Source organism: Bradyrhizobium betae, from assembly GCF_050632175.1.
GTDB lineage: Bacteria > Pseudomonadota > Alphaproteobacteria > Rhizobiales > Xanthobacteraceae > Bradyrhizobium > Bradyrhizobium betae_B.
Window position 1 is genome coordinate 6732454 of the sequence record NZ_CP192576.1, and the last position, 19235, is coordinate 6751688.

Here is a 19235-nt window from a genome sequence, read left to right on the forward strand (position 1 = left end):
GCGTAGGGCCGATCGCCCGGCGACCGGCCCTCTCTTGGTGCGCTTGCCTACCCGTTACTTGCCCATGGTGGCGTGCATCGCCTTGTTCAGGTGCGTGCCGCACGCACCCATTTTGCCGTTGAGCAGGGAGTCCTGCGCGGAAGCGATTTCCTTTTGCGCGACCGTCTTGCTGTCGCCGTCGGCCATATTCTCGATCGCGGTCTCGGTCTTCTCCAGATTGGCCGAGCTGCAGCCGCCCATGGAATGCTTGGCGGCCTGGGCCGGCGCGACGGCGAATGCGACGGCGGCAATGGCGATAACCCCGAGTAACTTCGTCATGATGTTACTTTCCTTCTCTTGTTCTTGGTCAGAACCAGCGATATTGCCGGAATCTGCCACATGACTTTCCTCCGGACGCGGCAACATGTCGCAATAAACTCCTCGCGAGAATTGCGTGATGTTGCGTGAAGCGCAGAGCCGCATGCGCAAATTCTGATTTTCATTACATCCCTGTAATCATTCGTACACGCATCGCGTGTATGCCCGGCAGCATCCTCGATCAATGAACTGCATCTCGTCCCTCGGTCCTGATCGCCGCGCGTTCATCCGCACGGATCAGGCGAATCGGGCCTGCATAAGAGTGATTTCATGTTCATTATTATGATTCCACGTCATGCGATTCGCGCATGCAAGAGTTGGGTCTAGAAGCTGATAGTCCCACTTGTGGACCACCGGGGCGCAACTTATTTCGGACGCAAGCGGAACCGCATTCTCAGTTCTAAACCCGTGAATTCACGGACTTTTACTGCAGCCCCTTTGCTCGTCCGCCCACCCTTTGGGCGGGACTGCCTTCGGGTTAACCGTCCGTTACAGACGCCATGCGTTCTTCGCTTAGCTGCATCGCAACATCGGAACTTTCGCAGTGCACCACTCTCATCTATATTCATTTCAACGATGAGGCCCGGGCAAGGGCTGAATCGAACTACAGGAGACTACCAATGCTGCTCTCGCTCATCCGCATGATCCAGGCTTTCCGGGACTATCAGCGCAATGTTGCCGAGCTGTCCCAGCTTAGCGATCGCGAACTGGCCGATATCGGCCTCGATCGCTCGGACATCCCGCGCGTTGCCGCCGGTCAGTATCAGGGCTGATATCGTTCAGCCCTCACCGGACGAACCGATAGCGCCCGCCTCGTGCGGGCGTTGTCGTATCAGGTGGCAGAAAACTCGATCTCGGCGATTCCACTGACCGCCGAAAAGCGCTACCTGTCCGACCATGACAGGACCCCAATCCAATTCCGTGCACGTCATCGGTGCCGGCCTTGCCGGCTCAGAAGCCGCCTGGCAGGTGGCTCAGTCGGGCGTGCCCGTAATGCTGCACGAGATGCGGCCGAGCCGCATGACCGAGGCGCACCGCACCGACGGGCTCGCCGAGCTCGTCTGCTCCAATTCATTTCGCTCCGACGATGCCGCCAACAACGCTGTTGGCCTGCTCCATGCCGAGATGCGCCGGCTCGGCTCGCTGATCCTGCGAGCGGCCGATGCCAATCAGGTGCCCGCCGGCGGCGCCCTGGCAGTCGATCGCGACGGCTTCTCGGCGGCCGTCACCAAGGCGCTCGACGACCATCCCCTGATCGAAATCGCCCGTGGCGAGGTCGCTGGCCTGCCGCCGGCCGACTGGACCAACGTTATCGTCGCAACCGGTCCCCTCACATCCGCGCCGCTGGCCGAGGCCATCCGCGAACTGACCGACGAGAGCGCGCTCGCCTTCTTTGACGCGATCGCGCCGATCGTGCACCGCGAATCCATCGACATGTCGGTGGCCTGGTTTCAGTCGCGCTACGACAAGGTCGGTCCCGGCGGCACCGGCGCCGATTACATCAACTGCCCCATGACCAAGGATCAGTATGACGGCTTCGTCGCCGCGCTGATCGCCGGCGAGAAGACCGAGTTCAAGGAATGGGAGACCAACACGCCCTATTTCGACGGCTGCCTGCCGATCGAGGTGATGGCGGAGCGCGGCCCCGAGACGCTGCGCCACGGCCCGATGAAGCCGGTCGGCCTTACCAATCCGCACGATCCCACCACCAAAGCCTACGCGATCGTGCAGCTCCGGCAGGACAACAAGCTTGGCACGCTCTACAACATCGTCGGCTTCCAGACGAAGCTGAAGTATGGCGAGCAGCAGCGCATCTTCCGCACCATTCCGGGGTTGCAAAACGCCGAATTTGCCCGCCTCGGCGGGCTCCATCGCAACACGTTCCTCAACTCGCCGAAGCTGCTCGACAGTCAGTTGCGCCTGCGCGCGCAGCCGCGACTGCGCTTCGCTGGCCAGATGACGGGCTGCGAGGGCTATGTCGAATCGGCTAGCGTCGGTTTGATCGCCGGCCTCTACGCCGCAGCAGAAGCCCGCGGCGAGACCCTTGCGAGCCCGCCGGGCACGACGGCGTTGGGATCCCTGCTCGGCCACATCACGGGCGGCCATATCGAGACCATCGAACCGGGCACGCGTTCGTTCCAGCCGATGAACATCAATTTCGGCCTGTTTCCGCCGCTTGCGAGCGCACCGACGAAGAAACCGGACGGCACGCGCCTGCGCGGCAACGAGAAGACGGTGGCCAAGAAGCAGGCGATGAGCGCTCTGGCGCTCGCCGATCTCGATCGCTGGATCGCCGATCACCTGCGCATCGCCGCAGCAGCGTGAGCCTCATGAGTCTCCCGAAAGACGACGCCGCGACACTGTCGGTGCGCTGGACCGAGGGCGTGCTGCTCAAGCGCGACGTGTTCTCGACTGTCGAGCGCGGCCGCTTCCGCGGCGACGGCGGCGAGGTCGATGCCGTGCTGCGCCGGCTCGACGAGGTGCCGTGGTGGTCGTTCCTGCTGGCGCGCCATTTGTTCGCCCGCGAGAAGTACGCGTTGAAATTGGCCAAGGGCCTGAACGTCGGCCCCGAGCTGCTGTGGGCCGGCCGCCGCGCACTCGTGCGCGGATTCGTGGACGGCGTCGCGCTGCATCTGGCCAAACCGCATGGCGACCTCGCTTATTTTCGCTCGGCCAAGGCGGCGCTGCGCCGGCTGCGCCGTGCCGGCATCTGCCACAACGACCTTGCCAAGGAACAGAACTGGCTGGTTGGGCGCGATGGCCGCGCTTATGTCACCGACTTCCAGCTTGCAGCCTGCTTTGAACGGCGCGGCCGGCTCTATCGTATCCTGGCCTATGAAGATCTCCGGCATCTGCTCAAGCACAAGCGCTCCTACGCGCCCGAAGCGCTGACGCCGCGCGAGCGCAAGATCCTGGCGAAGAAATCCTTCGCTGCGAGCCTGTGGCTCGCCACCGGCAAGAAGGTCTACCGGGCGATCACACGCGGCCTGTTCAATTTCACCGACCGTGAGGGCGGCGGCCGCCGGCTCGTCAACGACGCCCCGGTGCTGGCGGAACTGATCCGCAAGAACCCGGCCGTGCGCGACACCGCCATCGTCGCGTTCGCCGATCGCCGGTCCGGCGTCGGGCTCTACGCGTTCGTCGAAGGCGATCAGGTTGCGCTCGAAGGCCAGCTCCGCAACGAGCTTGCCGCCGTCAAAGGTCCGAAGCCGCCGGAACACATCCAGGTCGTGCACGCGCTGCCGCGCGACAGCAGCGGCAAGCCCCGCACCGAGATCCTGCAGCTGGTCGCCATGAACCAGCTCGATCTGATCGAGCCGATGATGAAGAACGACCAGGACCGCGCGTTCCTCAAGGACATCCTCGAGCAGCGCAAGAACCTGCGCGACCGCTTCAATTTCGAGGCGGACCTGCCGGCGAGCTAGCTCCGTGGTCCGCGCCATGAAGCCTCCACATTGGCGATAGAGAAGCTGGGATCATGCGGCTTGGCGGGTTTATGGGCATTCAGAGAAGGACACATCGGATGGTTGGCGGCATGATCGCCGGCCTCGCGCTGCTTGCGGCAGCGCCCGCGATGGCCGAATCCCCGGCCGAATTGATCTCCAGCTTCCGCCTCAAGCACGGTGAGGTCCGCGTCGTGCGCGACGCAACCCTCGATCGCATTGCCATGGACCAGGCGCGCGCGATGGCGGCGAAGGATGACCTCAGCCACGACGCACTCGGGCCGTTCAACCGGCGCGTCGCGCCGGCGGGCGCAGGACGCGCCGCCGAGAACATCGCCTATGGCTACGACAATTTCGAGAAGACCCTCGGGCAGTGGATCGACTCGTCCGGGCACCGCAAGAACCTCCTGCTGCATAACGCTTCCCGCGTCGGGATCGCGAACGCCAAGAATGCCAGCGGCAAGCGCACTTACTGGGCGATGGTGATAGCCGGCGATTACGAGCCGAAGAGGGGCAAGGGCAAGAAGGACGCGGAGCCGCTGGTTGCCGTGAAGCGCGAGGCTGCGCCCGCCAGCAAGCCCAAATCGAGCAGCTGCCACGTCAAGCTGCTCGGGCTCTGCATCTGAGACGAAGCCAGGCATCGTCCCCGGGCCGCAACTTGCTAGCATTCTCAGGGGCGCCTAATTCATGCAGGAGCATCGCAGGAGCTGGAGGCGCACTTGATCGACATCGACCGAATACGGGCTGACACGCCCGCTACCTCCCGGCTTGCCTATCTCCACAATGCGGGCGCGGCTCTGATGCCTGCACCCGTCGTCGCGGCGATGAAGCAGCACATAGATCTGGAGAGCGAGATCGGAGGTTACGCCGCCGCCGATCGCGAAGCCGATCGGCTGGAATCGGTTTACGGCTCAATCGCCCGGCTGCTGAATGCAGCGTCCGATGAAATAGCGCTCGTGGAGAACGCGACCGTTGCCTGGCAGATGGCCTTCTACGCGCTTCAATTTCGTCAAGGCGATCGCATCCTGACCGCCGAGGCTGAGTACGCGGCCAACTATGTCGCCTTTCTTCAGGTCGCCAAGCGCACGGGCGCTATCATCGACGTCGTGCCGAGCGATGCCAGCGGTGAGCTCGAAATCGATGCGCTCGAACGCCTGATCGACGAGCGAGTGAAGCTCATCGCCATCACCTGGGTTCCGACCAATGGAGGGCTGGTCAATCCCGCGGCGGCGATCGGCAGGATCGCGCGGGCTCGGGGCGTTCCCTATCTGCTGGACGCCTGTCAGGCCGTCGGCCAGATGGCGGTAGACGTGGAAGCCATCGGCTGCGACATGCTGTCGGCAACCGGCCGAAAATTCCTGCGCGGCCCCCGTGGCACCGGCTTTCTCTATGTCCGCCGGTCGCTGCTGCAGCAACTCGAGCCGCCGATGATCGACCACTTCGCTGCGCCCTGGGTCTCGCGCGATGAGTATCGGCTGCGCGGCGACGCGCGGCGTTTCGAGACCTGGGAGAACAATTATGCCGCCAGGCTCGGACTCGGCGCGGCCGTCGATTACGCGCTCGCCCTCGGTATGGGTCCTATCGAGCAGCGCTGCCGATCGCTTGCGGACCGTCTTCGCGGCGGCCTCGCCCGCATTCGCGGCGTCACAATTCGCGACCTAGGTCGACGTCCGGGCGCCATCGTCAGCTTCACCGTCGATGGACATGAGGCGGGCGCCATTGTCAAAAGCGCTGCCGCCGCCGGCATCATCATCGGCGCGTCGGATCCCGCCAGCACACGCATCGATGCCGAAGTCCGCGCGCTGCCACCGCTCGTGCGCGCCTCCCCGCACTATTACAACACGGAAGCCGAGATCGATCGGCTGATCGACCATCTGGCGAGCCTGGCGCCGCGATAGCGCGTGGTCGCGCGCCGCTCAGGTGCAGCGCGCGCTCAATCCGGATGCACTGAGCCGTGCCATGACCTCGTCGAGATGCGCGCTGTCGCGGGTCTCGATGACGAGTTGCAGCAGCGTCGCCTTGGCCGGAAGGTCGGAGAAGGTCCGCTGATGCGAAACTTCGATGATGTTGGCGCCGGCCTCGGCCAATAGCGCGGCCACCGCAGCCAATTGGCCGGGACGATCGGGGATGTCGAGCGACAGCTGGGTCAACCGCCCCTCGCGGGCCAGTTCGCGCGTGAGGACCGACGCAATCAGCCTCGTGTCGATATTGCCTCCGCTCAGGACCAGGCCAACCTTCTGGCCGGCGAACCGGGAGCGATCGGACATGAGCGCGGCGAGGCCGGCGGCGCCGGCGCCCTCAACGACGGTTTTCTCGATCGAGATCAGGGTCGCAACCGCGCGCTCGAGTTCGGCTTCGTTGACGAGCGCAATGTCGTCGACGAGGCGCCGGACGATTTCAGTCGTGATCTTGCCGGGCGATTTGACCGCTATGCCTTCGGCGAGTGTATCGCCGCGCGCAGGCAGAGTGCCACCATGGATGGCATTGTACATCGAGGGATAGAGCCATGCCTCGACGCCCAGGATACGCAGCGAGGGCTTGATCGATTTCGCGGCGATGGCGATGCCGCTGATCAGGCCGCCGCCGCCGATCGGGACGACCAGCGTATCGAGCTCTGGCACGGCCTTGAGCATCTCGAGCCCAACAGTCCCCTGCCCCGCGATGACAAGCGGATCGTCGTAAGGATGGACAAAGATCAGGCCGCGGGCTTCGCCGTGGCTGCGCGCGAATGCGGCCGCCTCCTCCAGCGTCGCGCCTGTCACCACCACCTCGGCGCCGTGGTGCCTGGTGTTCTCGACCTTCACCATCGGCGTGCCGACCGGCATCACGATGGTCGCGGGGATGCCGAGCCGCTTGGCGTGATAGGCGACGCCCTGCGCATGGTTGCCGGCCGACATCGCGATGACGCCGCGGGCGCGCTCCTCGGCCGTCAGTGCAGTCAGGCGATTGAGCGCGCCGCGTTCCTTGAACGAGGACGTGAACTGGAGATTTTCGAATTTCAGCCAGATGTCGCAGCCGCAGATATTGCTCAGCGTACGGCTGTAGCTACAAGGCGTCTCGACGACAGCGCCCCGGATGGTCTCGGCGGCAGCGAGAATGTCGTCAGATGCGACCGGAAAGTCGCTCGGATCGGAGGACATGGTTTGGGACAACTCGGCCATGGAACAGCATAGAGCATTTGGCAAATCGAGGCGATAAGCCAACCTCTATTTGGTAAATTCCCGCGTTCGTGAAGTTCGCCACAACGTCCAGAGCGTGCGCAGCCGCGACGACGGCTGCGGCGTAAACGGATGACGTCCCGGCTGCGACAGGCGCTTGAGGTCGGCCCGAACCTGGCCGAGCGGCAAAAACGCAGGCCGCGCCGATGCCGGCACCTCCGCCAGCAGCGACAAGGCGGTGGTCAGATGTTGCTGCGCCTCGCCGATGAGCTGTTCCAGCACGGCATCGAGATTGGCGCTCTCCTTGCCGGCGAACACGTCCTCCATGCTGCAGCCATGGCTCGCCAGAAGCTGCTGCGGCAGGAACAACTGCCGGTGCGCGGCATCGCGCGGCAGGCTCGATATGATCTGCACGATGCCCTGGGCCAGCCCGGCATGTCTTGCCAGATGCTCGGCAGCATCCGAAGGCGGCGCCATGATCTGAGCTGCGAGCGCGAACAGCACCGAACAGGTCGCCGCCAGATAGCCTTCCAGCGCCGTCAACGTCGGCATCGGATCGTTGTAGAGATCGAACTGGTGCTCGTCGGCGAGCAGCGACAGCGGCTCGACCGGCAGATCGAAATCGCGGATCGCACGCAGCAACTCGGCCGCAACCGGATTGCCCTCTGCGCTGCCATGGACCTGGCCCGACAGCATGTCGGTCCACCATTGCAGCCGGATTTCCCCAGGCAGTGGCTGGCTCACCTGGTCGCGGACGCGGACGATCTCGACGTTGAAGGCATAGAGCGCCAGCAGCGCGCGGCGCTCGGTCGCGGGCGCGAACAGGGTCGCGGCATAGCTCGGAAAGTCATGACTGCGCACGAGATCGGCGCAGAAGGTGACGGAATCGGCAGGAACAGCAGCGCTGCTCATGGCACGGCGATCAACGCGGCCGCGACCCGCCGCCGTTCGCCGATCATGATGTTGTAAGTGCGCACGGCGGGGCCGGTCTGCATCGTGTCCAGCACCACCCTCACCGCCTTCAAGGCCTGACGCAGCTCCGGCGGCGGCAGCCAGACCCCCGTTCCAGTGCCGATCAAAAGCGTGTCGATGCTGTTGGCGGCCGTGAACACCCGATCCAGAGAATAGCGGTCGATCTTCGCCGGGTCGGTCACATCCCAGGCCCAGATCGCGTCCGGCAGACACAGCAGCGAGCCGCGATGGGACATGCCCGCAAAGGCGAAGCCGCCCTTGCCATAGGCCTCGATCGGCGCGGAGCGCGGGAAATGTGGTGCGTTGGGATCGCCGGCCATCAGTCTCGTCCGAATGAGGCTACACCCCGCAAACGCATGCGGGGGGCATGCGGTTCGGATCATGGCTTGTTTTTCTTCGCCGGCGTAGCCGTATCGGGCGAATCCTCGCGATGCTCGCCGACACCGAGATAGATCAGGATCGGAGCCGCGATGAAGATCGAGGTATAGGTGCCCACCAGCACCACGCCGAACATCATCACCGCGGTGAAGCTGTGGATGGCATGGCCGCCGAACAGCAGCAGGGCCAGCAGCGCCAGCGTCACCGTGAAGTGGGTGATGATCGAACGCGACAGCGTCGAGTTGATCGATTCGTTGAGAAGTTGCGGCATCGGCATCTTCTTGTACCGACGCAGCATTTCACGGATGCGGTCGTAGATGACGACGGTGTCGTTGAGCGAATAGCCGAGAATCGTCAGAAGCGCGGCTATGCTGGTCAGGTCGAAATCGACCTGGCTGATCGACATGAAGCCGATCGTCAGCACGATATCATGCACGTTGGCGATCATGGCACCGAGCGCGAACTGCCATTCGAAGCGGAACCAGAGATAGATCAGGATCGAGACGATCGCGAGCATCAGGCCGAGCATGCCGTAGGCAAGCAGCTCGCCGGCGACGCGCGGACCGAGCACCTCGACACGGCGGTATTCAATGGAATCGCCAAGAGCGGTGCGGACCTTCTGCACGGCATCTTGCTGCGCCTTGTCGCCGCCGGGCTGCTCGGCGACGCGGATCAAGACGTTCTCGGGACCGCCAAATTGCTGCAGCTGGACTTCGCCAAGACGCAAGCCATCCAACGTCGTGCGCATCGCCGAGATGTCGGCGGCGCCGGATTTGGCTCGTACCTCCAGCAGCGTTCCGCCCTTGAAGTCGATGCCGAGATTGAGGCCATGGGTGAAGAACAGTGTGATGGCGACGATCGACAATACCGCCGAGATCGGGAAGCTGATGCGGCGGAAGCGCGTGAAGTCGAAATGCGTATCGTCCGGGACGATGCGCAACGACGGCAGCAGGCCGAGGGCCGCGACCACGGTGAGAATGGCGATGAGGACGCCGAGCCCGATGAGAACGGTGTGAGTCACAATCAGGCTCCTAGATCGGCACGCTCTGCGGCCGCTTCCACCGCACCCACCAGGCTACGATCAGCCGGGTCATGGTGAAGGCGGTGAACACCGTGGTGATGATGCCGATGCCGAGCGTCACGGCGAAGCCGCGTACCGGGCCGGTGCCGATATAGAACAGCACGGCGGCGGCGATGAAAGTCGTGATGTTGGAATCGAGGATGGTCGCCAGCGCCCGCTTGAAGCCGGCGTCGATCGCCGAGATCGCGTTGCGACCGCCGCGCAGCTCCTCGCGGATACGCTCGTAGATCAGGACGTTGGAATCGACCGCGATGCCGACGGTGAGCACGATGCCGGCGATGCCGGGCAAGGTCAGCGTGGCATTGAGCAGCGACAACAGGCCGAAGATCATGGCGACGTTGATCGCCACCGCAATGTTGGCGAACACTCCGAACAGCCGGTAGGTCAGCAGCATGAAGACGATGACGAGGATCGAGCCGACATAGGCTGCGAGCTCGCCCTTCTCGATCGAGTCCTGACCGAGGCCCGGACCGACGGTACGCTCCTCGACGACGGTCAGCGGTGCCGGCAGCGCGCCGGCGCGCATCAGGATCGCAAGATCGTTGGCGGATTGGACCGTGAAGCTGCCCGAAATCTGTCCCTGCCCGCCGGTGATCGGCTCGTTGATCCTTGGCGCAGAGATCACCTTGTTGTCGAGCACGATGGCGAAGGGCAGCCCGACATTCTCTTGCGTAGCCTGCGCGAACTTGCGCGCGCCCGACGTGTTGAACTTGAAGCTGACGACCGGCTCACTCGTGCGCTGGTCGAAGGTTGCCTGCGCATCGATCAGATCGCCGCCGGCAACCAGGACCTGCTTCTTGACCACATAGGGCGTCGGTGGTGGCGAAGCGCTCATCAGCAGTTCGGAGTCCGGCGGCAATCTGCCCTGCTGCGCCTGGTCCGGCGACACCGTCGCGTCGACCATGCGGAATTCCATCTTCGCGGTTTCACCGAGCAGCTTCTTCAGGCGCGTCGGGTCCTGAAGACCCGGGACCTGCACCAGGATGCGGTCGTTGCCCTGGCGCTGGATCACGGGCTCGACGGTGCCGAGCTCGTTGACGCGGCGTTCCACGATCTGGATCGATTGCTCGATGGTCTTGCGCATGCGGTCGAGCATCGCCGCCTGCGGGACGGTCAACCGGATCACGCCGCCGCCGGCATCGGTGACCTCGAGGTCGCGCTGACCGCTGGATCCCATCAGGCCGCCGAGCGGCTGGGACAGCTCGCGCAGCTTGGCGAGCGCCGGCTGAAAATCGGTGTCCTTGGTGATGCGAACCTCGGCCGCGTCGTTGCGCACGGTGACGCCGCCGGTGAAGCCGATCTTGGCATCACGCAGCGTCCGGCGGACGTCGTCGCGAACCTGATCCAGACGCTCCTTCTTCACATAGGCGGAATCGACCTCGAGCAGCAAGTAGGAGCCGCCCTGGAGATCGAGGCCGAGCACGAGCCGACGCTGCGCCCAGGCGGGCCAGGTTTTGACCTGCGACTCCGGAAAGAAGTTGGGGACCGCGCAGAGGCACACGATCAGCGCCGTCAGGATAATCCCCAGCGCTTTCCAACGCGTGAAATACAACATCGACTGGACCTGTCAGATCAGGGGACTTGAGATGCTCGCGGAAGCGTTCACTTCGACGCGGCGTCGTCCTTCGCAACTTCCTTGGCGCTTTCCTTGGATTCCTTGGCCGGCTCGCCCTTGGCGCGTACGCCGGAGACCATCGAGCGCATCTGCCGCACCCGCACGCCATCGGCGATCTCGAACTCGATCTGGTCGTCGTCGACGACCTTGGTGACCTTGCCGACGAGGCCGCCCGAGGTCACGACGGTGTCGCCCCGGCGGATGTTCTTCACGAGGTCGGCGTGGTCGCGCACCTTCTTCTGCTGCGGACGCAGAATCAGGAAGTACATGATCACGAAGATCAGGGCGAACGGCAGCAGCGACATCAACATGCTGTTGGTGTCGCCGGCGCCCGCGGCCTGGGCATACGCAGGGGTAATCAGCATTCGGACGATCCTCGTGGAAACGGGGGAAAGCCGGTCAGGCCCTCAAAGGCGACCGGTTCGGTCAAATTCGCGCGGACTATAGCGGCCACTGTCTCAATTGCAACGCTGCCAGACCGCCCATTTGGTCACCTTGCGGCGCGGCCTCAGGCCCGATAAGGCTGCATTCTCAGGAACTTCGGACATGCCCAAAAAACCAAGCAAAAGCCCGGCCGGCAAAGGCCCCCGTACCCCTGCCAAGAAGCCTGCCCGCGTCGCGGCAAAACGCCCCACGGCGGCCTCTCAGGCAACCCCCGACCTCTCCCAGGAGCGCATTGTCCGCGCGCTGGAGACCATTGCGGCGCACCTCGCAGCCCAGGGCAAGCCGCCCGCCGGACGCGAGTCGTTCAGGCAGGCGGATGCCTATGTCTGGCACCCGGACGGCCGCCTTGCGGCGGTGCCGCGCGTCAGCCGCGTCGAGCTGTTCCTGCTCAAGGGCGTCGAGCGGATGCGCGATATCCTGATGGAGAACACGGAGCGCTTCGCCAATGGCCTGCCCGCCAACAATGCCCTGCTCTGGGGCGCGCGCGGCATGGGCAAGTCGTCGCTGGTGAAGGCCGCGCATGCCAGTATCAACGCGGAGCGCAAGGCCTCCGACAAGCTGAAGCTGATCGAGATCCACCGCGAGGACATCGAGAGCCTGCCGGCTCTGATGGAGCAGCTGCGCGCCTCGTCTTTCCGCTTCATCGTGTTCTGCGACGACCTCTCCTTCGACGGCAATGATGCCTCCTACAAGTCGCTCAAAGCGGTGCTCGAAGGCGGCATCGAGGGCCGGCCCGAGAACGTCATCCTCTACGCCACATCGAACCGCCGTCATCTGCTCGCGCGCGAGATGATCGAGAACGAACGCTCGACCGCGATCAATCCCGGCGAAGCGGTCGAGGAGAAGGTCTCGCTGTCGGATCGCTTCGGCCTCTGGCTCGGCTTCCACCGCTGCAGCCAGGACGAATACCTCGCCATGGTGCGCGGCTATTGCAGCCATTTCGGCGTCAAGGTCGACGATGAGGCGCTGGAGCGCGAAGCGCTGGAATGGTCGACCACGCGCGGCTCGCGCTCGGGCCGCGTCGCCTGGCAGTTCGTGCAGGAACTGGCAGGACGGCTAGGCGTGAAGCTGACGGGGAAGTAGGGCGGAAGCCTAACCTCGCCCACAAATGTCATTCCCCGCGCAGGCGGGGTATCCAATGCGCTGTGGCTTATCGGCTCGACAATAACCGTCTCTGGAAGACTGGATCGCCCGGTCTGTGCCGGGCGATGACAGCGTGCCTGTAATGACAGTGCGATCCGAACTGGAGCCCTCGCCTCACGCCCCGTTCAGGAATTGAAGCGGGTCAACCGGGCTCGATCCCTTACGGATCTCGAAGTGGAGCTGCGGCGACGCCACCTCCCCGGATTGACCCGACTTGGCAATGACCTGACCGCGCTTGATGGTATCGCCGCGCTTCACCATCAGCTCACTCGCATGGGCATATGCGGTGACGTAGCCGTTGGAGTGCCGAACCAGGACCAGATTGCCGTAACCTTTCAGCTCGTTGCCGGAATAGGCAACCACGCCATCTTCAGCCGCCTTGATCGGCGTCCCTTCGGGCACCGCGAGATTGATGCCGTCATTGGACTTGCCGTTGGTCTTGGCGCCGTAGCTCGTGACCACCTTGCCGCGCACCGGCCAGCGGAAGGTCGGCAGCGCGCCGGTGGCTTCCGCAGCCTTCGCCTGCGTCTCGGCGGGCTTCTCTTCGACATTCGCCGTGGCCTGGGCGAGGCGCGCGCTCTGCACCGGCGCCGCGACAGCAGCCATTCTCGTGGCGGGCGCAGGAGCTGCGGCAACGGGCTGCAGCGTGCCGGCGACCGGAGCCGCCGTGACGGGAGCAACCGGCGCTGCGACGGCGACGGCCTTTGCACCGGGCACGGTCAGCCTGGTGCCGAGCTTCAGCTTTGCCGAGGGATCGAGGCCGTTGGCACGGGCCAGTTCAGCCGAGGAGATACGGTTCTTGCGCGCGATGCTTGCGAGCGTGTCACCGCGGTTGACGAAGTGCATGCTCGACGGCGCAGCCATGGCTGCAACCGGCCTCGCTGCAGGCGCCGGAGCCGCCGCGACGGGAGCCATCAATGGCGCGGGCGCAGCAGCGGTCGCGCCCGGATGCGGGATGATCAATTGCTGGCCGGGCGAAAGTGCGCGCGGGCCCTTGTAGCCGTTAGCCGCCAGGATCGCCTGCGGCGTGACGTGATAGCGCCTGGCGAGCACGTCGAGCGTATCGCTGGTGCCGACGATGATCTTGGTCCCGCCGGCCGGCTGGGCGGCTGCGACCGAGCGCGGCGGCACGGTGGCGGTGGTCTCCAGACGCGGCTGCGCCGGGGGCGCGTAAGAGCTGACGCCGCGGCCACCTCCGGACACGCCGCCACCTGCGGCAACGGGATAGGATTGCGGAGCGGAGACCGCCGGCGGCGGCAAGGGCTGCGATTGATAATAGCCAGACTGCGTCTGCGGCCGCGAATATTGCGGCAGCTCCCGCTGCGGGGGCGGCGCCTGCTGCACCGTGCCGGTCTGATCAGACGAGAAGGGATTGGAGAAATTCGACTGGGACAGCCGCGACTGCATGTCGGCGCTGCACCCTGCAAAGCTGAACGAGATCAGCGCCAGCACCGCAACCTGCGGCACGCGGCGCGAGTAAAGCAACTCGGCGACTACAGACATGGTTACTCACTCGTACGCAACAGAACTGGTCTTTTAAGTAAACACGCGCCGAGTAAATAACGGCTTAACCCTCCCAATAAGATGTTGGCCGCACAGCCAATCCGGAAATCTACAGCTCCCGCGCCACGCCGGGCAGCGCCGGCACGAACCGGACCTCGACGAGTTCCTTGCGCTCGATCCCGGCCTCGGTCCGGCTCAGCCGGATCAGCGTCTGCACGCCCTGATGCGGGCCAACCGGCGCGATCAGGATGCCTCCGACCTCGAGCCGTTCGACCAGGTTCTCCGGGATCTGCTCCATCGCGGCCGTGACGATGATGCGGTCGAACGGGCCGATATTGGCGGGCAGATTGAGCCCGTCGCCCAGCATCACCTCGACATTGTGGTAGCCGAGCTTCTCGATCCTGGCGCGCGCGACGTCCGCCAGCTTGCGGTAGCGCTCCACCGTCAACACCTGCCCGGCGAGCCGCGAGAGCACGGCGGCCTGATAGCCGGAGCCGGTGCCGATTTCGAGCACGCGGTGGTGCTTCTGAAGCTGGAGCTGCTCGGTCATGTAGGCGACGACGAAAGGCTGGCTGATCGTCTGCCCGCAGGCGATCGGCAGCGCGCTGTCACGATAGGCCCCCTCGCGATCGGCCTCCTCGACGAACTGGTCGCGCGGCACCTCCTCCATGGTTCGCAGCACCGCCTGGTCGCTAATGCCCCGACGCCTCAGCGAGAGCTGAAACATCATCTTTTCCGGTGGAGGCTGATTGGAGGTCATCGCTGTCTGTATCGTCCGGATCATCGCTTGCGAAGCCCAAGGCCCGGGCCAAAATTCTTGTTCCTGCTCAGGAACCCATGATAGCCTTCGCTCGCGGTATTTGACCACAAATTGGCTGGCGGCGGGTTTAGCCGCAAAGGCCATTTTCCTCCGTTCGCCGAAACGCGCATTGCGTCGATCTGCGTTATCTGCGAACGTTTTCCGCAAATGGGCAAGGACTCAACGACAATGACCGCGACAGGGCTTTCGGGCCGCTCTGTATTCCTCGTCGAGGACGAGGTGATGATCAGGATGATGGTCGCGGACATGCTCGAAGAGCTCGGCTTCAAAGTAGCGGCTGAAGCCGGCGATATCGCCGAGGCCATGCGGCTTGCCGAAGCGACCCAGTTCGACATCGCCATCCTCGACGTCAACGTCAACGGTAAGGTCATCTCGCCGGTTGCCGATCTCATCAAGGCGAAGGGCTGCCCGTTCATCTTCGCCACCGGCTACGGCTCTTCCGGCCTGCCCGAGCAGTATCGCGACCGGCCGGCGCTGCAGAAGCCATTCCAGCTCGATGCGCTCGGCAAGACCATCGAAGCCGCGCTTCGCGGCGGCTAGTCTAGAGCGTTTCACATTTTGATTGAAGCATAACCGGCGTTAGCAAAGTAGTTGGCGCATTCGCGTGGTTGGATGTCCTGGACGAGGTGACCGATGTGGCGCCAAGTGTCCTCGATGGTGCGCTTCTGAGCTTGCCGCATCCAGTGTTTGATCTTGGAGAAGGCCTGTTCGATCGGGTTGAGGTCGGGCGAGTACGGCGGTAGGTACCATAGCCTGGCGCCAGCCGCCTTGATCATCTGCCTGACGGCTTTCGACTTGTGGCTTCCGAGATTGTCGAGGATGACGATGTCGCCTTCGCGCAGGGTCGGCAGGAGAATGTGCTTCACGTAACCGCGGAAGCATTCAGCGTTGATCGGGCCGTCGAAGACGCAGGGTGCCGTGAGTTGGTCATGGCGGAGCGCGCCGAGGAATGTGAGGGTACGCCAGTGCCCGTGCGGGGCGAAGCCGCGCAGGCGGGCCCCTTTGGGTCCCCAGCCTCGCAAAGGGGCCATGTTGGTCTTGATCCAGGTCTCATCGATGAAGACGAGCCGGCCCGGATCGAGCCCGGCCTGCCAGGATCGCCAACGCTGGCGCCTACGAGAGACGTCTGCGCGTGCCTGTTCGAGGGCGAACAGTGTTTTTTGAAGCGCAGCCCTTCCCGGCGCAGGAACAGCCAGACTGCGTTGTGCGAGACCTTGACCCCGCGGGCTGCCAGTTCCGCCTTCAGACCATGCAGCGTCAGGTGCGGCGTCTGAGTGATCCGCTCGACGATGAAGGCGCGGTGCGGATCAAGCACAGGTTTGCGGTGACCGCCCATCTTGCCAGGCGCTACCGAGCCGGTTGTTCGATAACGCTGCGACCACTTCACAACTGACGAGACCGCAACGCCAAACCGTTCTGCCACGGATCGGCAGCTCTCACCTTTGGCAACGGCGGACACCGCGCGCTTACGTAAATCGTTGGAAATTGGTCGGACCATCGGATGCTGGCCTCCAGCCCAGCCAGCATCTTGAATCATATTCGCCCCAGCTCCGGAATCCCTTCCGATTCAATAAATCTGTGAACCGCTCTAGGGGCTACTTCAGCGTCGCGCTCAGCGCTTCCGAAAACGCCTCGTTGGTGCGGTCGAGCCTGAGCGGCGTGACCGAGACGTAGCGCTCGCGGAGGGCTGCCAGATCGGTGCCTTCAGCCGGCGCATCCAACATGGCGGCGCGCTCGAACCCGATCCAGAAATAGGGGTTGTTGCGGCCGTCCCTGCGCTCGTCGACCCTCAGGAATCCGAGATTACGCTTGCCCTGGCGCGTGACACGGATGCCGAGCACATCCTCCGGCGCACAGGACGGGAAGTTGACGTTGATCACGGTGTCCTTCGGGACGCCGGCCGCGATCACCTTGCGCAGGATATCGGGCCCGAACCTGCGCGCGGTGTCCCACGGCGGCTGGTCGCGGGTCTCGACGCTGAACTCCTGCGACAGCGCAAACGACGGCAGTCCCAAAATGGTGCCTTCAAGCGCGCCGGCGATGGTGCCGGAATAGACCACGTCCTCGGCGACGTTGCGGCCCTTGTTGACACCGGACAGGATGAGGTTCGGCGGCTGGGTGCCCAGGATATGCCGCGCGCCCATGATGACGCAGTCGGTCGGCGTGCCGCGCACGGCGAAGTGCCGCGGGCCGACCTCGCGCAGGCGCAAGGGATCGTTCAGCGACAGCGAATGTGACACGCCGGATTGGTCGAGCTCGGGCGCGACCACCCAGACGTCGTCGGACAACGCCTTCGCGATCTCCTCCACGACCTTGAGGCCGGGAGCATGGATGCCGTCGTCATTGGTGCAGAGAATGCGCATGCGAAAGGTCGATTCCTGAAGCGGGGTCCGAGCCGTCTTATCCGGCAACGGCCGATCAGGCAAACCTGGCACATTTCGGGGCCGGCCAGGTCCCCGGCCCCGTCCTGTTACCGGCGGATGCGCCATTGCGGCAGGAAGCGCGCGAGCTTGCCCTCGGCGCGCAATTGCATCGCCGGCACGACCGGGTTCACGATGGGTGCCTCGATCACGCCGAGCGCCTCAAGTTGCGCCACGATCGAGTCCGGCTCCGGCGCCTCGACCGGCACCTTGGGAAAACGGTCACGCGCCGTCGTCAGCGCCGTGTCAAAGTCCGCGGCATTCACACCGGGCTTGGCCCGCCGGCTCTGCACGAGGTCATCATCCCAGAGCCGCGCGACATCGATGTCGAGCACGCCGCGCAGGCGCTGGTCGACCGCCTGGATGCCGGCCCCCGTGACCGCCCATTGTCGGCCGACCCAGAAGATGTCGCGGTGCAAGGCCATGAACGTCGGGTTCGCGTTGTCGGGCAACCGGCAGGATACCCGGCCGCCCGATCTTCGCAACCAAACGTTTCCGCGTTTCAGGAGGGCAACATGCCTAGTCGCGCGCAACCACCTTGAGCCCGCCCATATAGGGCTGCAGCACGCTGGGGACCGCGATCGAGCCGTCCTCCTGCTGATAGGTCTCCATCACGGCGATCAGCGCGCGGCCGACTGCTGTGCCCGAGCCGTTCAGCGTGTGCACGAAGCGCGGTTTGCCGTCGGGGCCGCGCGAGCGCGCGTCCATGCGCCGTGCCTGGAAGTCGCCGCAGACCGAACAGCTCGAGATCTCGCGGAACATGCCACTCTCGCCCTGCCCGGGCATCCAGACCTCGATGTCATAGGTTTTTTGCGACGAAAAGCCCATATCTCCTGCACAGAGCGTCATCACGCGATAATGCAGGTCGAGCTTCTGCAACACCTGCTCGGCGCAGGACAGCATCCGCTCAAGCTCGTCCTTGCCCGCCTCGGGCGTCGTGATCGAGACCAGCTCGACCTTGGTGAACTGGTGCTGGCGGATCATGCCGCGCGTGTCGCGACCGGCGGCGCCGGCCTCGGCGCGGAAGCACGGCGTCAGCGCAGTCAGCCGCATCGGCAATTGCTTCTCGTCGAGAATGGATTCGCGGACGAGATTGGTGAGCGAGACTTCCGCGGTCGGGATCAGGCCGAGGCGTTCGGTCTTCAGCCGCTCGAGATCGGGGGCGGCAAGCAGCTCGCCGCTGATCGCCCAGAACTGGTCATCCTCGAATTTTGGTAATTGCCCGGTGCCGAACATCACCTCGTTGCGCACCAGGAGCGGCGGGTTGATCTCGGTATAGCCGTGTTCAGTCGTATGCAGATCGAGCATAAACTGGCCGATCGCACGTTCGAGCCGAGCCAGCCCCTTCTTCAGCACAACGAAGCGCGCGCCCGAGAGCTTTGCCGCCGCCTCGAAATCCATGTAGCCGAGCGCGACACCGAGATCGTCGTGCAGCTTGGGGGCAAAGCCGTAGTTGCGCTTGTTGCCGAACACATGGTGCTGGACGTTGCCGTGCTCGTCGACGCCATCGGGCACTTCGTCGAAGGGGATATTCGGGATGGCGGACAGTTCTTTCAACAGTTCCTCGTCGGCGGCTTTCGCGGCGGCCTCGAGCTCCGGCATCGTCGTCTTGAGCTCGGTCACTTCCGCCATCAGCTTGGCTGCGCGCGCGTCGTCCTTCGCCTTCTTGGCGTCGCCGATTTCCTTGGAGGCCGCATTGCGCCGCGCCTGCGCCTGCTCCGAGGCCAGGATCGCCGCACGCCGCTTCTCGTCGATCGCGAGCAGCGAGGCCGACAACGGCTTCAGGCCGCGCCGGGCGAGGCCGGCGTCGAAGGCTTGCGGATTGTCGCGGATCGATTTGATGTCGTGCATGGCTGTCTTCCCGTCATGGCCGGGTTCATCCCGGCCATCCACGTCTGCCG

General features: G+C 64.5%; 20 protein-coding genes. 7 read left to right on the forward strand and 13 right to left on the reverse strand.

The window, feature by feature from the left end; genetic code table 11:
- Nucleotides 1-54: 54 nt before the first annotated feature.
- Entirely contained in the window at nucleotides 55-378 is a 324-nt protein-coding gene (locus ACQ86E_RS32405) for a hypothetical protein (RefSeq protein WP_431203409.1), read from the reverse strand.
- Between the two features lie 599 nt (nucleotides 379-977).
- Here ACQ86E_RS32405 and ACQ86E_RS32410 point away from each other — a divergent pair.
- The 5 genes from ACQ86E_RS32410 (at nucleotide 978) to ACQ86E_RS32430 (ending at nucleotide 5698) form a co-directional block, all read left to right on the forward strand.
- Entirely contained in the window at nucleotides 978-1130 is a 153-nt protein-coding gene (locus ACQ86E_RS32410) for a DUF1127 domain-containing protein (protein WP_007590701.1), read from the forward strand.
- Nucleotides 1131-1254: 124 nt separating this feature from the next.
- Entirely contained in the window at nucleotides 1255-2682 is a 1428-nt protein-coding gene (gene trmFO / locus ACQ86E_RS32415; protein WP_431203410.1) for a methylenetetrahydrofolate--tRNA-(uracil(54)-C(5))-methyltransferase (FADH(2)-oxidizing) TrmFO, read from the forward strand.
- 5 nt (nucleotides 2683-2687) lie between these two features.
- Entirely contained in the window at nucleotides 2688-3782 is a 1095-nt protein-coding gene (locus ACQ86E_RS32420) for a serine/threonine protein kinase (protein ID WP_431203411.1), read from the forward strand.
- Between the two features lie 98 nt (nucleotides 3783-3880).
- A complete protein-coding gene (locus tag ACQ86E_RS32425; RefSeq protein WP_431203412.1) occupies nucleotides 3881-4426 on the forward strand; it encodes a CAP domain-containing protein in 546 nt (181 codons plus the stop codon).
- A 93-nt stretch (nucleotides 4427-4519) separates the two neighbouring features.
- Nucleotides 4520-5698, forward strand: a complete 1179-nt coding sequence (locus tag ACQ86E_RS32430) for an aminotransferase class V-fold PLP-dependent enzyme (protein WP_431203413.1) — start codon at nucleotides 4520-4522, stop codon at nucleotides 5696-5698.
- A gap of 18 nt (nucleotides 5699-5716) precedes the next feature.
- Here ACQ86E_RS32430 and ACQ86E_RS32435 read toward each other — a convergent pair whose 3' ends face one another.
- The 6 genes from ACQ86E_RS32435 to yajC are packed head-to-tail and all read right to left on the reverse strand — an operon-like array spanning nucleotide 5717 to nucleotide 11369.
- Nucleotides 5717-6961 (reverse strand): threonine ammonia-lyase, encoded by a 1245-nt coding sequence (locus ACQ86E_RS32435; protein WP_431203414.1) that lies wholly within the window; start codon nucleotides 6959-6961, stop codon nucleotides 5717-5719.
- Between the two features lie 45 nt (nucleotides 6962-7006).
- Nucleotides 7007-7870, reverse strand: coding sequence for a phytoene/squalene synthase family protein (locus tag ACQ86E_RS32440; RefSeq protein WP_431203415.1), 864 nt, complete (start codon nucleotides 7868-7870; stop codon nucleotides 7007-7009).
- On the reverse strand, nucleotides 7867-8250 hold the full coding sequence (locus tag ACQ86E_RS32445) for an Mth938-like domain-containing protein (RefSeq protein WP_015685920.1): 384 nt from the start codon (nucleotides 8248-8250) through the stop codon (nucleotides 7867-7869). The genes ACQ86E_RS32440 and ACQ86E_RS32445 overlap by 4 nt, the downstream gene beginning before the upstream one ends.
- Nucleotides 8251-8309: 59 nt before the next feature.
- Complete coding sequence (gene secF / locus ACQ86E_RS32450) at nucleotides 8310-9329, reverse strand: protein translocase subunit SecF (RefSeq protein ID WP_431203416.1); 1020 nt, start codon at nucleotides 9327-9329, stop codon at nucleotides 8310-8312.
- A gap of 10 nt (nucleotides 9330-9339) precedes the next feature.
- A complete protein-coding gene (secD, locus tag ACQ86E_RS32455) occupies nucleotides 9340-10944 on the reverse strand; it encodes a protein translocase subunit SecD (RefSeq protein WP_431203417.1) in 1605 nt (534 codons plus the stop codon).
- 47 nt (nucleotides 10945-10991) lie between these two features.
- Nucleotides 10992-11369, reverse strand: a complete 378-nt coding sequence (yajC, locus tag ACQ86E_RS32460) for a preprotein translocase subunit YajC (RefSeq protein WP_431203418.1) — start codon at nucleotides 11367-11369, stop codon at nucleotides 10992-10994.
- A 181-nt stretch (nucleotides 11370-11550) separates the two neighbouring features.
- On the opposite strand from yajC, the gene ACQ86E_RS32465 reads away from it, so the two are divergent.
- Entirely contained in the window at nucleotides 11551-12531 is a 981-nt protein-coding gene (locus ACQ86E_RS32465) for an ATP-binding protein (protein ID WP_431203419.1), read from the forward strand.
- Nucleotides 12532-12705: 174 nt separating this feature from the next.
- Here ACQ86E_RS32465 and ACQ86E_RS32470 read toward each other — a convergent pair whose 3' ends face one another.
- Nucleotides 12706-14094, reverse strand: a complete 1389-nt coding sequence (locus ACQ86E_RS32470) for a peptidoglycan DD-metalloendopeptidase family protein (protein ID WP_431203420.1) — start codon at nucleotides 14092-14094, stop codon at nucleotides 12706-12708.
- 109 nt (nucleotides 14095-14203) lie between these two features.
- Nucleotides 14204-14854 (reverse strand): protein-L-isoaspartate(D-aspartate) O-methyltransferase, encoded by a 651-nt coding sequence (locus ACQ86E_RS32475; protein WP_431203421.1) that lies wholly within the window; start codon nucleotides 14852-14854, stop codon nucleotides 14204-14206.
- Between the two features lie 228 nt (nucleotides 14855-15082).
- On the opposite strand from ACQ86E_RS32475, the gene ACQ86E_RS32480 reads away from it, so the two are divergent.
- Nucleotides 15083-15454, forward strand: coding sequence for a response regulator (locus ACQ86E_RS32480; protein ID WP_375314507.1), 372 nt, complete (start codon nucleotides 15083-15085; stop codon nucleotides 15452-15454).
- An 11-nt stretch (nucleotides 15455-15465) separates the two neighbouring features.
- Here the strand turns inward: ACQ86E_RS32480 and ACQ86E_RS32485 are convergent.
- From ACQ86E_RS32485 to serS, 4 genes are all read right to left on the reverse strand, one after another.
- Nucleotides 15466-16412 (reverse strand): IS630 family transposase gene (locus tag ACQ86E_RS32485; RefSeq protein WP_431206431.1). Its coding sequence is split into 2 segments (ribosomal slippage): nucleotides 15466-16076 and nucleotides 16076-16412, totalling 948 coding nucleotides; the frame shifts between segments, so codons are not numbered across the junction.
- Between the two features lie 97 nt (nucleotides 16413-16509).
- Nucleotides 16510-17277, reverse strand: coding sequence for a 5'/3'-nucleotidase SurE (surE, locus tag ACQ86E_RS32490; RefSeq protein WP_431203422.1), 768 nt, complete (start codon nucleotides 17275-17277; stop codon nucleotides 16510-16512).
- A 107-nt stretch (nucleotides 17278-17384) separates the two neighbouring features.
- Nucleotides 17385-17759, reverse strand: a complete 375-nt coding sequence (locus ACQ86E_RS32495; RefSeq protein WP_431203423.1) for a hypothetical protein — start codon at nucleotides 17757-17759, stop codon at nucleotides 17385-17387.
- 94 nt (nucleotides 17760-17853) lie between these two features.
- A complete protein-coding gene (serS, locus tag ACQ86E_RS32500) occupies nucleotides 17854-19185 on the reverse strand; it encodes a serine--tRNA ligase (RefSeq protein WP_431203424.1) in 1332 nt (443 codons plus the stop codon).
- Between the last annotated feature and the right edge of the window lie 50 nt (nucleotides 19186-19235).

Excerpts from the sequence above, each read along its gene's own strand:
- ACQ86E_RS32410 (WP_007590701.1), top strand. The coding sequence starts at position 978 with ATGCTGCTCTCGCTCATCCGCATGATCCAGGCTTTCCGGGACTATCAG.
- trmFO (WP_431203410.1), top strand. The coding sequence starts at position 1,255 with ATGACAGGACCCCAATCCAATTCCGTGCACGTCATCGGTGCCGGCCTT.
- ACQ86E_RS32420 (WP_431203411.1), top strand. The coding sequence starts at position 2,688 with ATGAGTCTCCCGAAAGACGACGCCGCGACACTGTCGGTGCGCTGGACC.
- ACQ86E_RS32425 (WP_431203412.1), top strand. The coding sequence starts at position 3,881 with ATGGTTGGCGGCATGATCGCCGGCCTCGCGCTGCTTGCGGCAGCGCCC.
- ACQ86E_RS32435 (WP_431203414.1), bottom strand. The coding sequence starts at position 6,961 with ATGGCCGAGTTGTCCCAAACCATGTCCTCCGATCCGAGCGACTTTCCG.
- ACQ86E_RS32440 (WP_431203415.1), bottom strand. The coding sequence starts at position 7,870 with ATGAGCAGCGCTGCTGTTCCTGCCGATTCCGTCACCTTCTGCGCCGAT.
- ACQ86E_RS32445 (WP_015685920.1), bottom strand. The coding sequence starts at position 8,250 with ATGGCCGGCGATCCCAACGCACCACATTTCCCGCGCTCCGCGCCGATC.
- secD (WP_431203417.1), bottom strand. The coding sequence starts at position 10,944 with ATGTTGTATTTCACGCGTTGGAAAGCGCTGGGGATTATCCTGACGGCG.
- yajC (WP_431203418.1), bottom strand. The coding sequence starts at position 11,369 with ATGCTGATTACCCCTGCGTATGCCCAGGCCGCGGGCGCCGGCGACACC.
- ACQ86E_RS32465 (WP_431203419.1), top strand. The coding sequence starts at position 11,551 with ATGCCCAAAAAACCAAGCAAAAGCCCGGCCGGCAAAGGCCCCCGTACC.
- ACQ86E_RS32470 (WP_431203420.1), bottom strand. The coding sequence starts at position 14,094 with ATGTCTGTAGTCGCCGAGTTGCTTTACTCGCGCCGCGTGCCGCAGGTT.
- ACQ86E_RS32475 (WP_431203421.1), bottom strand. The coding sequence starts at position 14,854 with ATGACCTCCAATCAGCCTCCACCGGAAAAGATGATGTTTCAGCTCTCG.
- ACQ86E_RS32480 (WP_375314507.1), top strand. The coding sequence starts at position 15,083 with ATGACCGCGACAGGGCTTTCGGGCCGCTCTGTATTCCTCGTCGAGGAC.
- surE (WP_431203422.1), bottom strand. The coding sequence starts at position 17,277 with ATGCGCATTCTCTGCACCAATGACGACGGCATCCATGCTCCCGGCCTC.
- ACQ86E_RS32495 (WP_431203423.1), bottom strand. The coding sequence starts at position 17,759 with ATGGCCTTGCACCGCGACATCTTCTGGGTCGGCCGACAATGGGCGGTC.
- serS (WP_431203424.1), bottom strand. The coding sequence starts at position 19,185 with ATGCACGACATCAAATCGATCCGCGACAATCCGCAAGCCTTCGACGCC.